The following is a 14,674-nucleotide window of genomic DNA, read 5'->3' on the forward strand; positions in this document are numbered from 1 at the left end:
GTTTTAATGGTGAGATCTTGCTGGAGCAAAATCTACAGGTTACCTGGTTTGGTGGGACGGGGGCCAGTTCTTAAAGCTCTGAGTGTGCCGGTAGTAGGATTGTACTCATAGGCCTTAGCGGTTAAGTCTGGGTGGGGACTGACACAATATTGTCTATCACCTATAAAGATGCCAATTACTGGAGTAGAGCTGCAGGAAACAGCTGTTAATTGCCATTTTCTTAACAGGGCTAAATTCGGGTCGTTGGATGATACTGGTTTCCTGTTCCCTGTAATTTGGATTCCATCTATTTCTACTTCACCTAAAATCCCTGAGTCGTCAATAGTATTGCCCAGTGCGGAAATGGCAACACCGGTTGTGGCGGCATTATAAATGTTGTAACGACCATTGTTGACGATAACATTGCCACCTGGATTACTCCGGGTGCCTAGATCGGGGGAAGAATTAAGAGTGATGACTATGCCATCCCGTTCGTTATTCTGAACCACATTGCCGCGTAACAAGGGTTGAGCTGAATCGGTGATCACTATTCCGTCTCTATTATTAGTGATTTGATTTTTGGTCAAGACTGGTGTGGAATCGTCATTAATGCTTAATCCAAAGCCACTCTTCTCAAATACATTATTGCTGATTTTCCCCTTGCTGGATTTAGTTATGGAAATACCGTTGCCATTGTTTGCCGTAAATTGGTTGTTCTCAACGGTAGGATCCCCACCAGCTGTGACAAATATCCCCTCTCGCAAACTCTGAGCAAATGTGCTATTTTTAATAACTGGGTTAGTGGACTCTACCCATACACCTGTTCCTCTGGGATTTCTATTAGTCACGGTTACACCGGCAATTGTGCTGTCTTGTTCTGCCAGAATTGTCACATTTTGTTTGGCAAAACTACGACTGTTGTAGTCACCACCACCGGAAATAACTACGGTCTTTCCTTTAGTAGATTCATCACCACGCAAGGTGACCCCCTGTTTAATTGTGAGGGGGAAGGACTCATTACTGTAACTACCTGGAGCTAACTGAATTATGGTTCCCGGTTGGGCTTGCTCTAAGGCAAAGGTAATAGTTTTGTAGGGTTTTGCTCCGGAGTTACCAGTGTTTACAACGTTAACGCCATTAATGGGATCTACATAGATAACTGGCGCCACTGGAGGCAATTGAGCGCCCACGGGAAGTGTAACTGACAAAGAACCGCAGATGGTCAGGGTTGCCATAACTACGGAAGATTTTAGATGTGATTTTGATTTAATGTTCATAATGTTCCTAAATGACTCCCTAATTTTGTTGTGTACATCCCAGAGAAAATTGACTAGGGTTTAATTGTGAAAGTTCCCGATGCTGATGACTTATAGTACACTAGTACGGAGTGTGGAGGATTTGGTTTCTAAAGCGGTTCTATAATTTTTACTGCTGGCCATTTTGTTACCAACTGTGCGTCACAGAGTACCTTTAGTGGGTCTATTTACGGGAGTTGTGCGAGTTTTGGGTGTTTGTTGAGGCAATCGCTTGGCTGCTTGTGAGACAACTTTACCTAGGTTTACACTCAAACGACCTGTTGTTTCACGAACAGTCCCTGCACTAGAACCCTTAATACTAATTTGAGTCAGGGTTTCTAAAACCCTGTTAGGGTTCTTGGCATTTTCGGGTTTCAGCGCAAACAGGGTATTGTTACCATCACAACCTCCTTCATCCTTTAAAGAAAGTGCGCAAATAACAGTTTTGCCATCAGTAAGTTTACCCCAGGTTAAGACTACGTCGTAAAGATTACCAGCACTATCTTCTACCGCTTGGTTGAGGTTAGCTGTAACTAGTTCACAACGGCTCTTGGGATTATAATTTTCGCCAAAGGACTGTGCTCCTTGTTTTGTCCACACAATTATGGGAATTGGTCTACCACCGGGGCGCTGTCCTACTGTGGACCAGTCGCTACCTTGGGCTACACAGGTAAATTTAGTTCCGTTATATTGACTGGGATCGCTGGGATCAAAGAATGCGTCATCTGATGATTGGGCTTTTAATTGACCATGTTCTAAACCCAAAATGCCTGATAGGGCTAGGGTTGCTACTAAAACTGTGGCTGAGAATTTGCTGTTCATAATATCTCCTAATTTTATTCCGTACATCCTAGCAAGAAACTGCTAGGGTTTAAGTATGAAAATGCCTGACGCTGATGATTTTTACTGACTCAACCGCAAACTATTATATACTGCTGCTCTGACCTTTACTACAAAGGCACCTCTTATATTTACTGAACCCGCCCAGGGAGATGACAAGGACTTATCACCTACAAACAAAAAGTCTTTTAACTAGCATCTAATATTGTACTATGCGTGAATTTACTCCGTCAAGAGTAAAAAGTAGAAAATTTAGCATTTTCTACTTTCCTCATGGCATACATACCACTTGAGAAAAGCGGTCGAATTTCTGGGATTGCATCCAAACACTTTGAGGAGATATGCAGATGAGGGGAAAATCAAAAGCATTAAAAACCCAGCAGGGCAAAGATTGTATATGTGGAATCTTATGTCAGGGGTGATTCAATTAGAACTCCCACTATTTGCTACTGTGGGTGAGCTAGAATCAGAATTTAATTTGCTGTAAATGAGCACGAGGATCATAACTACGGATAGCACGCAGTTTCTCGTAATATTCCCGCTCTTGGGGAGTGGGGTCTTTAGGGGGTACAATGGCAATTTTTACCAACTGGTCACCACGACCGCCCTTGGGTAGGGGCCATCCCTTACCACGTAAGCGCAGAGACTGACCAGAACGCACTCCTGCGGGTAATTTTACGCTGGCATGACCATCAGGTGTGGGAACCTGGATGGTCGCACCTAAAGCTGCTTCGTCTGGTGCGATTGGCACTTCGCAAATTAGTTGGTCACCTTCAAGTTGAAAAAATGAATGGGGTGATAGTTCTGTCTTTAAATATAAATCTCCCCTTTGTCCACTCTTAGGGTTAACTGCACCTTTACCTCTCACCCGTAAACGAGTGCCAGTTTTTGCCCCTGCGGGAATACGCACTTCAATGGTTTCATTTCCTAAACTGAATCGTTTTTGCACTCCTGCAAATGCCTCGGCGAAGCTTAGGGTAATGACAAATTCACTATCTTGGGCACCCATATCCGGAAAACCAAAGTCTCCAAAACCACCAAAACCACTGGGTCTACCACCGGACCGAGAAGAAGTTGAGCTGCGAGGTCCTACCCCACCAAATAAATCATTGAGGAAATCATTAAAACTGCCGTATTGACCAAAGTCAAAACCACTCATATCTACTCCCGCACCACCAGGAAAACCGCCTTCTCCTACTTGTTTCCAATATTGACCATATTGGTCATATTTTTTCCGTTTATCTGGATCCGAGAGAACTTCATAGGCTTCATTAATCTCTTTGAATCTTGCTTCAGCTTGTTTATTTCCAGGATTAACGTCCGGGTGGTATTTACGAGCTAGTTTGCGAAAAGCTTGTTTAATTTCTTCTGGACTGGCAGTTTTACTGATTCCTAAAATTGAATAATAGTCTTTAAAATCGGTTCCAGCCATCTACAAGCCTCCTGTTACAATATAGGCGAAATATAGGTTATGTTTTTTCTAGGATTAAGATGATGATCCTAAACTAGCAAAGCATAGCAAAAATTTATTCTGGTTGTCGCTCACATCCAGGGCAATTACCGTACTTTATGGAAATTATCCCCACAAGCTTGTGGGGATAAATTTGTAGGTTAGTTCCCTAACTAGATGATAGTTCCATCGGGAATAACAGCATTTTTTAAAACCACAACTATACCGCTACGGATGTAGAAACCTTGTTTTTCTCGCTCCGCTTCCTGGACGTTGTCTTTGTTGATTATCCTAACATTATGACCAATGCGAGCATTCTTGTCAATGATCGCTCGGCGAATAATTGTATCCGTGCCAATACCTAAAGGAATGTCTCCTTTGTCCAGGTTACATACCCTTTCCACTGAAGGTTGATAGAAGTCTGAACCCATAATTAAAGATTCCTCAACTATGGAACCTGACTCCACACGCGATCGCACTCCCAATACCGAATGTTGAATGCGGCAGTTTTTCAAGATACAACCTTCACCAATCATGGATTCTTTGATATCACAGTCCAATAATTTGGAAGGTGGTAGGTAGCGGGCGCGGGTATAAATAGGTGCTTCCTCATCATAGAAGCTAAAGGGGGGGACTGGTTGTTGGGTTAGGGCCAGGTTAGCATTGTAGAAGGCTTCGATTGTACCTATATCTTCCCAGTAACCATCGAATAGATATGCTTGAACATTGTGATCTTTGGCAGCGTCGGGGATAATTTCTTTGCCAAAATCGGTTTTTTCTAAGGACTCCCTCAAAAGTTTAATGAGAACGTCTTTTTTAAAGACATAAATGCCCATAGAGGCAATATAGGGCTGTGATCGGGCTTCTTCGCTGGTTAGACCCAAAATAGTGGTATCTACCTGCATTTTTGCCAGGGCTTCACCTTTGGGTTTCTCACTAAAGTCAATTACCCGACCAGCACTGTCAATTTTCATTAAACCAAAATCCGAGGCCCGACGACCATCTATGGGAATTACCGAAAGGGTAATATCAGCGTTGGTCTCCCGATGGCGCTGGACAAATAAACGGTAATCCATCCGATATAGATGATCACCAGAAAGAATCAGAAATTCATCTACATCCCATTCCTGTAACATCCAAATGTACTGACGTACAGCATCAGCGGTTCCCTGGAACCAATTGGGGTTTTCCGGAGTTTGTTGTGCTGCTAGTACCTCTACAAAGCCATCGCTGAAGCCACTAAAATTGTAAGCACGAGCAATATGACGATTTAGGGATGCTGAGTTAAACTGTGTAAGAACGTAAATTTTAAAAATCTCTGAATTTATACAGTTACTAACGGGGATATCTATTAACCGGTATTTACCAGCCACAGGTACTGCTGGTTTAGCCCTGAGCTTAGTCAGGGGGTACAGTCTTGTACCCGCTCCCCCACCTAGAATAATTGCTAAAACTCTTTTCACAAAATTTCTCCAGACTACCTTTCAACTCTCATCTTTAGTTTAGGACTATGGGTTACAAATGATAAGAGGGGGGGATCAAAGAATGTTAGCCAAGAATTTTCAGCAAGTTGATTCAGTGGGTGGGGGAGACGCGGGAAATAAGGTTAAAATGAGTATAAACTATCTTAATTACATCCCTTATTTAATATTTACATGTATCAGCTAGTTATACTCTTAATTGTATTGATTAGTATTCCTAAGAAACCACTTGATTTTCTATCTGTAAAAACTGCCAAATAGTACCAATTGTTACCACACTATAAACAATCTTTATTTGCTGATTTTGTTTTTGTCGATTGAACTCTTGAGCTGCTATCATTTCTGCTATACACTGTCCTAGTCCAGATTTGAGGTTTTCATTGGTTGGGTTTCGTATTAAACTCAACCTACAAAGGGGGCTCAAATGTCTTTATCAAGATTAGAATCTTGATGGCTAAAGTTATGTGTTATGCTGCTAAAAATCTTCACTTTTTACCTGGATTTATGCAGATTCACACACCAGACTGGGTCAAGCACGCCATTTTTTATCAGATCTTCCCTGACAGATTTGCTAAGGGTAAACAATTTAAACCTAGCTTATTAAGCAATCCCCAATGGGAAGATTGGGATGCTTCCCCCACTTTACAAGGTTATAAAGGTGGAGACTTGTGGGGTGTTTTAGAAAAATTAGACCATATAGAAAACTTGGGAGTTAACGCTATTTACTTTACTCCTATTTTTCAGTCTGGGAGCAATCATCGTTATCATACCCACGACTACTATCAAGTGGATCCGTTATTAGGGGGAAATGGAGCTTTTAGAGAGTTGTTAAACGAGGCGCACAAACGCAATATAAAGATTGTGTTAGATGGGGTTTTTAATCATGCAAGTCGAGGGATTTTCTTCTTCCATGATATATTAGAAAATGGTCCAAATTCTCCCTGGGTGGACTGGTTTAAAATTCAGGACTGGCCACTTGCACCCTATACCAACGACGCACCAGCAAATTATGAAAGTTGGGCAGATATTCGTTCCTTACCAGTATTTAATCATGATCATCCAGATGTGCGGGAATATATTATGCAAATTGCCGAATATTGGATAAAATTTGGCATTGATGGATGGCGTTTAGATGTACCTAATGAAATTAAAACTCCTGGGTTTTGGCAAGAATTTCGAGAACGGGTGAAAGCAATTAATCCGGATGCTTATATTGTGGGAGAGGTGTGGGTTGATTCTCGTCAGTGGTTAGATGGCACCCAATTTGATGGAGTCATGAATTACTTATTTACAGGTCCTACTATTGCTTTTACTGTAGGAAATCGGATAGAATTGGAAATGATAGAAGGACGTGCTTATGAAGCTTTTCCATCTTTATCTGCAGCTGAGTATGCTGAGAAAATGCAGGAGCTATTAAACCTGTACCCATGGGAAATTCAACTAACCCAACTAAATTTACTGGCAAGTCATGATACAGCCAGATTAATTTCCATTGCTGGTGGTGATATTACATCTGTTGAATTGGCAACCCTATTACTATTGACATTTCCTGGATCGCCCAGTATATATTATGGAGACGAAGTTGGCTTACCTGGTGGGTTAGACCCCGATTGTCGTCGAGGTTTTCCTATAATTGATAAATGGAACTTAGAAATCCTGAAAACTCATAAACAGTTAATTTCTTTGCGTCATCAATATGCTGCTTTAAGGATAGGAGATTATCAAGTTATTTATGCGGATACCACATTATATGTGTTTGTCAGGAGTTGGGAAGATCAGGAGTTAATGATTGCCATTAATATAGGAGAGGATAGAGTTACAGCTAGTCTACATAGCTACAAACCAGCCAAGCTGTTGTATGGTAATGGAGAAGTATTATGGAATGGAGAGAAGATTGAGATCAATATTCCTGCACGCAGCGGGGCGATTTTTGGTTAGAGATAGGGGACTTCCATAAAGGAAGTTCTCTATTTATTAGTGATCGGTTAATGCACCACGAGTTACACCCAGTTGATTTTGCAATTTTAAGGTTTTCCAAACTTGTGAACCGGTGATTTCTCCTTGGATAAGTTGTTGGTAATAATTGATGGTTTGGGTAACCTGTTGTGGTGTTTCATGGAGAAATTCGATTCTAAAATTTTTCAACCCCACACTAATTAGTTTGTGTACATATTCTGCTCCAGTTTGTGCAGCACTGTTATATATAGTATTTCTACATCCTGTATCTGCTTTTACTATATGCTCGCTACCCACTCTATCTCGAATTTTTAATTCCTGTTTTTCACAAGGACGACCACAATTGGTGTAATCTGTTCCCTGGGAGAGAAAGGCACAAAATACACAGTGTTCTATATGGAACATGGGGATATGTTGATGTATTGTCACCTCTAAAAATTGCGGTGTGTAAGTGGTGATTAAATCTATAAGTTGATTAATATTCAAGTCATAGGAAGCAGTTAAACGTTTTAGGTTAAATTGTTTTTGAAAATAGTCCGCACTCAAAGGGTTAGCAATATTTAAAGAGAAATCACCAACACACTGGGCATCAGCAAAATATTCCAGGTGATCATAATTTCTAACTAAGTAACCATCTGCTTGGCATTCTTTTAGCTGTTTCAAAATCCAATTTTCTCCCGGTTTAGTAATGCGAGGAGGTGCAATATATAGGTTCACAGATTTCTGGGTATCCCGACAGAGTTTTACTGCGGTTTGATATTTACGAGGATCTTCAAATTCACAATATACTGTTTCAATATTTGTATCTAACACAGCCATGAGTTGTTTCATGCTCCTGACTAGTATTATCAAAGAAACACCTGCATCGGTTACACTCTTATCATCTCTGACAATCTTGAGCAGATCTTGCCATTGATGATCATGATTTATCTGCCAAACTTGGGGTTTACTTCTAAGAACTTGCAATCTTGTGACCAGTTCTCGACGCATTCTATTCAACTCACTCACAGGTAAAATCACATTACCCATAATTTTGTTTTCTAAAGTTCCTAAATGAAATGGTGTATTGCCCAAACGTCCAAATTGTTCTTGCAATTTTTCTGTAGTTAAGGGTTTAGTATGAGCCTCAACTAGGAGCATTTCTGATTCTACTTTGACAATATTACCAATTTCATCCCCAACTATAGCTATTAATTTTTCTCCTGTTTCCCCAAATAATTCTAGATGAATTGGTTTGGTAAAATGGGGATTTTCTCCTGTGTAGGTTTGACGAATTGCTTTATCTAATTCTGGGTCACTGGTTTTCCAAATCTTATCGCCTATATGAATTTTGCTGGGATTGATAGCATCCCTACCAAAAGTTAAAACTACTTCTTTTCCTTTTTGTGTGACCGTGTATACCCTCCCCCCCTCTTCTGGTAATTCTGGATGTGCACAGTCAAATACCACCCCATCACCTGCTTTAATGGGTGCGACTATTTTTAAAGTTATTTGTTCATTTTTAATGCGGGTTACCTCGCCCACATAAACCCCGCGTTTTTTGCCAAAATTTCCATGTACCAATTCTTGATTATTAATACCTCTAAACCATCCCGTATAAAGTCCACGGGAGAAAGCCATCTCTAAGCGATACTTGTTATGGCCATCATCTAATCTCCTTTTGTCACCTGTGCTAGCTTCACTGGCAATTTTGTTTAATGCTTGGCGATAAACTTGAGTAACGTTAGCAACGTATTCAGGAGTTTTTAATCTACCTTCAATTTTTAAAGACGTTACTCCACATTTTACTAAATCTGGCAATACCTCTATTCCAGATAGATCCTGGGGACTGAGTAAATATTTGCGATTACCTAGGTCAACAATTTTCTCGTCTGCTATTAAATCATAAGGCATTCTACAAGCTTGAGCACATTCCCCTCTGTTCGCGGAGCGTCCCCCCAAGGCTTCACTAGTTAAACATTGTCCGGAATAAGCAACACACAATGCACCATGTACAAATATTTCTAAGGGTAAGGGGATGTTTTTGTCTAATATTTGTTGTTGGATTTTATTAATCTCCCTAATTGAACACTCTCGCGCTAAAACAACTAATTGACATCCCAGAGATTTAGCAAAATTCACCCCAGCAGCACTGGTAATGGTCATCTGAGTTGATGCATGAATGGGAAAATCACAAGAAAGATGACGAATCAGACGACAAATACCCACATCCTGAACAATCACAGCATCCACACCAGCAGTAATCATGGTTTTGAGGTATTGCTCCACTTCCTGGAGTTCTGAACTGAAAATTAGGGTGTTTAGGGTGACGTATCCCTTTACTCCCCGTGAGTGTAAAAACTCTATTAATTCTGGTAAGTCGCTAATAGTAAAGTTGTGCGATCGCATTCTTGCGTTAAATTTCTCTAAACCAAAGTAAATTGCATCTGCACCATTTTCTACTGCTGCTTTTGCACATTCCCAGTTACCCGCAGGTGCTAGGAGTTCGGGGAGTGTGATGTTTTTGATGTTATTCATCTTTCTTCCCTCCTGGAGCGCTCTCTTCAGACGGGGGAAAGGAGGGGTGGGGTCTAAGCAACATAGCTATAACCATCCTTTTTATAAATAATTTGACAACACTTGTGGCTGATGCCTTGCACCAGGCTATGAGCAGTTGAAATGTTAAGTGCAAAAACGTAGTTAGACATAAAATGTTTGCGCAGAAGGGGTAATGTTCGCTCCGCCAATGTTTAGAGTCAACTTAGGCTCTTTCAAGCCGCCGCTCTCTTCGGTGGGTTGTTGACAACTGAAATAGCATCACCTTGGATTTTTCCTCATGGTAGGTAGTTTACCACCTTATCCGCTGTGATGAATTGTCAACTTGGATTTTTCCTCCTCAAGGGGGATTAATAATACACTTAAAAATACTACTAATTATACAAGTTACTTATACAAATATAGTTAGTAAAAAGATATGAAAAATTTGGGGTGGATTATTTGTGATTGATAGAGAGGCAGAAAAATCAGATTAGAAAATCATGAATGACGGAATCATAAAAGTTTTGTTAATTGATGATGCTGAAGATGATTATATTTTAACTCGTGACTGTTTTGGACAGTTCCAGCTGACTACCTGTGATTTGGAATGGGTTAATAGCTATCAATTAGCTAGGGAATATATAGCCCAATACCAACATGATATTTATCTAGTAGATTATTATTTAGAGAGTAACAATGGCTTAAAATTATTACAAGAAGCTACAGAAAATGGTTGGAACTTTCCATTTATTTTATTGGCACGTAAGGAGGATATAAAATCGGATATAGAGGTGATAAAAATTGGAGCCGTGGATTATCTGGAAAAAAGTCAATTAACAGCCCCCTTATTAGAAAAATCAATCCATTATGCGATTGAAAAAAAACAAAGAGATGAGAAAATTCACCAACAAGAGATCTTGCTGGATGGGTCTAATGATGCGATTTTTGTAACTGATTTAGATCATCAGCACATTTTATTTTGGAATAAAGCAGCAGAACGTATATATGGTTGGTCTGCGGAAATAGCAATGACAAAACAAATTCATCACTTATTTTCAGCAGAAAAGTTACCTCAACTTTCCCGGGTGCTTAAATTACTAACCAGCTATGGCAATTGGGAGGGGGAACTGACACAAATTAATAAGTCCGAGCAAGAAGTAATTGTTGCGAGTCGCTGGACATTAGTAATGACCTTCAACCGTAAACATCAATCTATTTTAGTGGTTAATACTGATATTACCCAAAAAAAGCAATTGGAGCAGAAATTCCTACGGGTTCAAAGACTAGAAAGTATCGGTACTTTGGCTAGTGGTGTGGTCCACGATCTAAATAATGTTCTCACCCCAATTTTGATGACAGCACAAATCTTAGAAACTCAAGTGAAAGATGAAAAACCTCGTCAACTGATTCCTATATTAATTGCTAGTGCTAAACGCGGGGCAAATTTGGTTAAACAAGTGTTATCCTTTGCCAGAGGTATAGAAGGGGAGCGGACTATTTTACAAATAAAACACTTACTCATAGAAGTTCAGAATATTATTAAAGAAACATTCCCTAAAACTATTATTTTAACCACTGAAATTCCTCAAGATTTGTGGACTGTCTGTGGTGATGCTACTCAATTACATCAGGTTTTAATGAATCTGTGTATCAATGCTCGGGATGCTATGCCCAATGGTGGTACTTTAAGTATTAAATCTGAAAATCTATTGATTGATGACCATTATACTCAAACACATACTGATTGTAAACCAGGTGCTTATGTGTTGATTAGTATCAGAGACACCGGTGTGGGTATTAAACCAACCCTGATTGATCGGATATTTGAACCTTTCTTCACCACTAAGGATGTTGGTCAGGGTACCGGTTTAGGACTTTCCACGGTTTTGGGAATTGTTAAAGCTCATGGTGGTTTTATTAATGTTTACAGTCAAGAAAACAAGGGTAGTGAGTTTCAAGTTTATTTGCCAGCTCAAGATACAAGTGAAGTTATGGAGACCACAGAAATATCCCCTCCTCGTGGTCACGGAGAAACCATTTTGGTGGTTGATGATGAACCAGCTATTTGTGAAATAACAAAAGCATCACTAGAGAATTATAACTATCGGGTAATGACCGCCCATGATGGTATTGAAGCGATCGCCTTATATGTGGAACATCGAGATCAGATATCCCTGATTCTAACTGATATAGTTATGCCATCCATGGATGGATTGACCAGTATTCGAACTCTCAAGAAAATTAATCCCCATTTAAAAATTATTGCTTTTAGTGGGTTAGCACCCAGTGATAAAATTAATGCAGCTTATAATATGGGTGTAACAGCATTTTTATGTAAACCTTTTACTGCTACCCAATTATTGCAAACCATTAGTGCGGTAAATGGAATAAATAATTTTGCCATCAATTAATTGCTGATTAACTCCACTGCGTCCCTACCATCAAAATCTTGCAGGTAAACCTTAACAATTTCTTCCTTGGTAGTTGGTAATTTTTTACCGATAAAATCTGGATGAATAGGTAATTCTCGGTGACCCCGGTCTACTAGAACTGCTAAACGAATTAGTTCTGGTCTACCATATTCATTAACAGCATTCAGAGCTGCGCGAATAGTTCTACCTTTAAAAATCACATCATCCACCAAAATCACAGTTTTACCAGTCAAATCAAAAGGTATGTGAGTTTTAGCTGGGGTTCTTGGTCCAATTTTGTCTAGGTCGTCACGATAGAATGTGATATCCAATGCTCCCACGGAGACGCTGATACCTTCTAAATTTTCCACTTGACGTGCTAGTAACTTAGCCAAACATACTCCTCTGGTGTAGATACCTAAAAAAACTAACTGTGATAAGTCGCGAGTCTTTTCCACAATTTGAGAAGCTAGACGGGTTGAAGTACGACGTAACTCTTCCGATGAGAGAATTTCAACTACCTTAGTAGACATGATAATCAATATAATAAGTTGTAATAACTTTATATGCTGCAATTGTCAACCCTAACCAAAGTAAAAAGGAATATCGAGTTAATTGTAAAGCTCGATAAATAGAAGTAGAAGTAATGGGATAAATAGGATCCCCCAAAAGTGGTTTATACTTAGCCACTCCTTTATACCAGTTCAATCCTCCCATCTGGACGCCCAAAATGGCAGCATAGGCGCATTCACTCCAACCAGAATTGGGGCTAGGGTCTTGAATGGCATCCCGCCTGCAAAGACGCCAAACACGTAGGGGTTTAAGTGACAAAATAGCCAAGGTGATGACTGTTAAACGACAGGGAACCCAAGTCAAACAGTCTTCCAGTTTAGCACTAAACCAACCGATATAGGTATAGGGAGGTTCTCGATAACCAACCATAGAATCTAAAGTGCTACTAGCTTTATAAGCTAGGGCCAAAGGAATAGGACCAATACCGGGAATCAATATACCGATAATAGCATAAAATAAAGGAGCCATAACCCCATCCGTGGCATTTTCCGTCACGGTTTCTAAAACTGCTCGCAGGATTTCTGATTCCGAGAGATCTGCTGTATCTCTACCCACGTATTGACTGAGAATCTGTCGAGCTTGTGATAATTGGCCATCATTTAAAGGTTTGATAACATCCAAAGCAGCTTTGGTTAAACTGTGAAGAGCAAAACAACTGGCCAGTAAAATACTGGCAATAGTAATGCCTAACCAGGGGTGTAACCAGTGGGTAATATGAACAATCAGCCACCCAGATACAGCAGCAGCACCAATTGTAGTCAAGGCCAAACCAATACCAGCTAGACGCTGTGATAGGGGTTCATAGAAGTGTTGCCAGGAAAATTGAGTGCAATGAGAAATAAACCAACCCATTACCCTAACAGGGTGAGGCCAACCCCAGGGATCACCAATGATGTAATCTAAGAAAGCAGCCATTATTAATATGATGTAGCTCATATCCAATTCCAACTAAACCACAAAACTTGCTTCTTCCCCAACAGCAGCTTGTCTGCTTCTAGCATCATAATAGAGGTCAGCCAAGGTAATACTATATAGAGATTCTCGTAACTTTTGGTTGAGTCTTTGCCACAAAGTAAATGTTACCCAATCTTCAGCTTGTGTGGATGGTGAAACTTTCACAGCCAAATCAGTGATATTTTCCCCCACCGCTTCTAAAATCTCCCCTATGGAAATTTGTTGAGGGTGTCTTGCTAATTTATAGCCACCAATACTCCCACGTAGGGAGTGAACTAAACCAGCATGACGCATTTCTATCAATAGCTTTTCTAAATAAGCAGCAGGAATTTCTTGCCGCGAGGCGATCGCCTTCACGGAAGCAGGTCCATATTTTGGTTGTAAACTCAAATCCAGCAACGCCTTTACACTGTAGTGTCCCCTGGTAGTTAATTTCATCTTTATAGTTTAACGGTTATCGCTCAACAAACTTTCTCCACCATCTTCCTCCAACCCAGGAAATATTGACAGGGGTTTAAAAAACTTAATCAACTTGATCCTAAAAATCAGTGTACAAATCAACTTACCCATCTAAAGGTAAGAGGAGGGAGAAAATTTTCTTCAAAAAAACCCCTTGACAAAATAGATAATTGTGCAACAATTTCTATTATAATTTCCATATAGTTTAACTGCAAACCAAGACCAAATTAGGGAAACCAAGTTATGGCCTTTCCATTGGCTTGACTGTCAGTTAAAATAAAATCGAATCAACCACTTCAGTTATCCAATTTCAGCCAAAGTTGATGCCTAAGCAAAAGAAAATTGACCCCCTTGTTGGTGAAGAACTGCTCCAAAGGGTTAAGGAGCTAGGGAACGAAACCAGGGAAGAGAAAGCTAAACAGTGTGGCTACTATACCATTACCAAGAATGGGATAGAGCGGGTGAATATAATGAAGTTCTTGAATGCCTTAATTGAGGCCGAGGGTATTCAGTTAGATGGCACACCCAGTGCCAACGGTCGTGGTGGAAGGAGTGCCAGCTATAGAGTTAGCGTGCAGTCGAACAACAATTTACTCATAGGTTCAGCTTACACAAAACAGATGAATCTAAAACCCGGCGATGAATTTGTCATCACCTTAGGTAAAAAGCATATTCGACTGCGACAAGTAGAGCCAGAAGAAAGAGAAGATGATGATCAGCTGGAAGAAGTAACAGCCTAATTATCGAAAATTTTGTAAT

At 40.1% G+C, this 14,674-nt stretch carries 13 protein-coding genes; 4 read left to right on the plus strand and 9 right to left on the minus strand.

Going from position 1 to position 14,674, the window contains the following annotated elements:
- Nucleotides 1-32: 32 nt before the first annotated feature.
- Nucleotides 33-1,256 carry a DUF1565 domain-containing protein gene (locus IAR63_RS03050; RefSeq protein ID WP_187706546.1) on the minus strand — a complete coding sequence of 408 codons (1,224 nt, stop codon included), beginning with the start codon at nucleotides 1,254-1,256 and terminating at the stop codon, nucleotides 33-35.
- A gap of 180 nt (nucleotides 1,257-1,436) precedes the next feature.
- Nucleotides 1,437-2,096, minus strand: a complete 660-nt coding sequence (locus tag IAR63_RS03055) for a COP23 domain-containing protein (RefSeq protein WP_187706547.1) — start codon at nucleotides 2,094-2,096, stop codon at nucleotides 1,437-1,439.
- 349 nt (nucleotides 2,097-2,445) lie between these two features.
- On the opposite strand from IAR63_RS03055, the gene IAR63_RS03060 reads away from it, so the two are divergent.
- The gene (locus IAR63_RS03060; RefSeq protein WP_235678341.1) at nucleotides 2,446-2,601 is read left to right on the plus strand and encodes a hypothetical protein; all 156 of its coding nucleotides are present in this window, start codon (nucleotides 2,446-2,448) and stop codon (nucleotides 2,599-2,601) included.
- On the opposite strand, the gene IAR63_RS03065 is transcribed toward IAR63_RS03060, so the two are convergent.
- From IAR63_RS03065 to IAR63_RS03075, 3 genes are all read right to left on the minus strand, one after another.
- Nucleotides 2,581-3,546, minus strand: a complete 966-nt coding sequence (locus tag IAR63_RS03065) for a DnaJ C-terminal domain-containing protein (protein WP_187706548.1) — start codon at nucleotides 3,544-3,546, stop codon at nucleotides 2,581-2,583. The genes IAR63_RS03060 and IAR63_RS03065 overlap by 21 nt on opposite strands.
- 191 nt (nucleotides 3,547-3,737) lie before the next feature.
- Nucleotides 3,738-5,027, minus strand: a complete 1,290-nt coding sequence (locus IAR63_RS03070) for a glucose-1-phosphate adenylyltransferase (protein WP_187706549.1) — start codon at nucleotides 5,025-5,027, stop codon at nucleotides 3,738-3,740.
- Nucleotides 5,028-5,262: 235 nt separating this feature from the next.
- Complete coding sequence (locus IAR63_RS03075) at nucleotides 5,263-5,451, minus strand: hypothetical protein (protein ID WP_187706550.1); 189 nt, start codon at nucleotides 5,449-5,451, stop codon at nucleotides 5,263-5,265.
- Between the two features lie 98 nt (nucleotides 5,452-5,549).
- Here IAR63_RS03075 and IAR63_RS03080 point away from each other — a divergent pair, with 98 nt between their 5' ends.
- Nucleotides 5,550-6,983, plus strand: coding sequence for a glycoside hydrolase family 13 protein (locus IAR63_RS03080; protein ID WP_187707337.1), 1,434 nt, complete (start codon nucleotides 5,550-5,552; stop codon nucleotides 6,981-6,983).
- 36 nt (nucleotides 6,984-7,019) lie between these two features.
- Here the strand turns inward: IAR63_RS03080 and IAR63_RS03085 are convergent, their stop codons facing one another.
- Nucleotides 7,020-9,518, minus strand: coding sequence for a U32 family peptidase (locus IAR63_RS03085; RefSeq protein ID WP_187706551.1), 2,499 nt, complete (start codon nucleotides 9,516-9,518; stop codon nucleotides 7,020-7,022).
- A gap of 500 nt (nucleotides 9,519-10,018) precedes the next feature.
- Between IAR63_RS03085 and IAR63_RS03090 the strand changes: the two genes are divergently transcribed.
- A complete protein-coding gene (locus IAR63_RS03090; protein WP_187706552.1) occupies nucleotides 10,019-11,929 on the plus strand; it encodes an ATP-binding response regulator in 1,911 nt (636 codons plus the stop codon).
- Here the strand turns inward: IAR63_RS03090 and pyrR are convergent.
- From pyrR to IAR63_RS03105, 3 genes are read right to left on the minus strand one after another with little or no spacing between them, the layout of a single operon-like run.
- Nucleotides 11,926-12,462: a bifunctional pyr operon transcriptional regulator/uracil phosphoribosyltransferase PyrR gene (gene pyrR, locus IAR63_RS03095; RefSeq protein WP_187706553.1), complete on the minus strand. Its 537-nt coding sequence runs from the start codon at nucleotides 12,460-12,462 to the stop codon at nucleotides 11,926-11,928. The genes IAR63_RS03090 and pyrR overlap by 4 nt on opposite strands.
- The gene (gene cbiB, locus IAR63_RS03100; protein WP_187706554.1) at nucleotides 12,452-13,438 is read right to left on the minus strand and encodes an adenosylcobinamide-phosphate synthase CbiB; all 987 of its coding nucleotides are present in this window, start codon (nucleotides 13,436-13,438) and stop codon (nucleotides 12,452-12,454) included. Before cbiB ends, pyrR begins: the two co-directional genes overlap by 11 nt.
- Before the next feature lie 12 nt (nucleotides 13,439-13,450).
- On the minus strand, nucleotides 13,451-13,894 hold the full coding sequence (locus IAR63_RS03105) for an Rrf2 family transcriptional regulator (protein WP_071241884.1): 444 nt from the start codon (nucleotides 13,892-13,894) through the stop codon (nucleotides 13,451-13,453).
- 344 nt (nucleotides 13,895-14,238) lie between these two features.
- On the opposite strand from IAR63_RS03105, the gene IAR63_RS03110 reads away from it, so the two are divergent.
- A complete protein-coding gene (locus tag IAR63_RS03110) occupies nucleotides 14,239-14,655 on the plus strand; it encodes an AbrB family transcriptional regulator (RefSeq protein WP_096547438.1) in 417 nt (138 codons plus the stop codon).
- Nucleotides 14,656-14,674: the final 19 nt, after the last annotated feature.

The sequence above is a fragment of the Cylindrospermopsis curvispora GIHE-G1 genome, assembly GCF_014489415.1.
GTDB lineage: Bacteria > Cyanobacteriota > Cyanobacteriia > Cyanobacteriales > Nostocaceae > Raphidiopsis > Raphidiopsis curvispora_A.

Bases quoted from the DNA above. Each gene is read 5' to 3' on its own strand.
- IAR63_RS03090 (WP_187706552.1), top strand. From the start codon at position 10,019: ATGAATGACGGAATCATAAAAGTTTTGTTAATTGATGATGCTGAAGAT.
- IAR63_RS03065 (WP_187706548.1), bottom strand. From the start codon at position 3,546: ATGGCTGGAACCGATTTTAAAGACTATTATTCAATTTTAGGAATCAGT.
- IAR63_RS03085 (WP_187706551.1), bottom strand. From the start codon at position 9,518: ATGAATAACATCAAAAACATCACACTCCCCGAACTCCTAGCACCTGCG.
- IAR63_RS03055 (WP_187706547.1), bottom strand. From the start codon at position 2,096: ATGAACAGCAAATTCTCAGCCACAGTTTTAGTAGCAACCCTAGCCCTA.
- pyrR (WP_187706553.1), bottom strand. From the start codon at position 12,462: ATGTCTACTAAGGTAGTTGAAATTCTCTCATCGGAAGAGTTACGTCGT.
- IAR63_RS03080 (WP_187707337.1), top strand. From the start codon at position 5,550: ATGCAGATTCACACACCAGACTGGGTCAAGCACGCCATTTTTTATCAG.
- IAR63_RS03105 (WP_071241884.1), bottom strand. From the start codon at position 13,894: ATGAAATTAACTACCAGGGGACACTACAGTGTAAAGGCGTTGCTGGAT.
- cbiB (WP_187706554.1), bottom strand. From the start codon at position 13,438: ATGAGCTACATCATATTAATAATGGCTGCTTTCTTAGATTACATCATT.
- IAR63_RS03110 (WP_096547438.1), top strand. From the start codon at position 14,239: ATGCCTAAGCAAAAGAAAATTGACCCCCTTGTTGGTGAAGAACTGCTC.
- IAR63_RS03050 (WP_187706546.1), bottom strand. From the start codon at position 1,256: ATGAACATTAAATCAAAATCACATCTAAAATCTTCCGTAGTTATGGCA.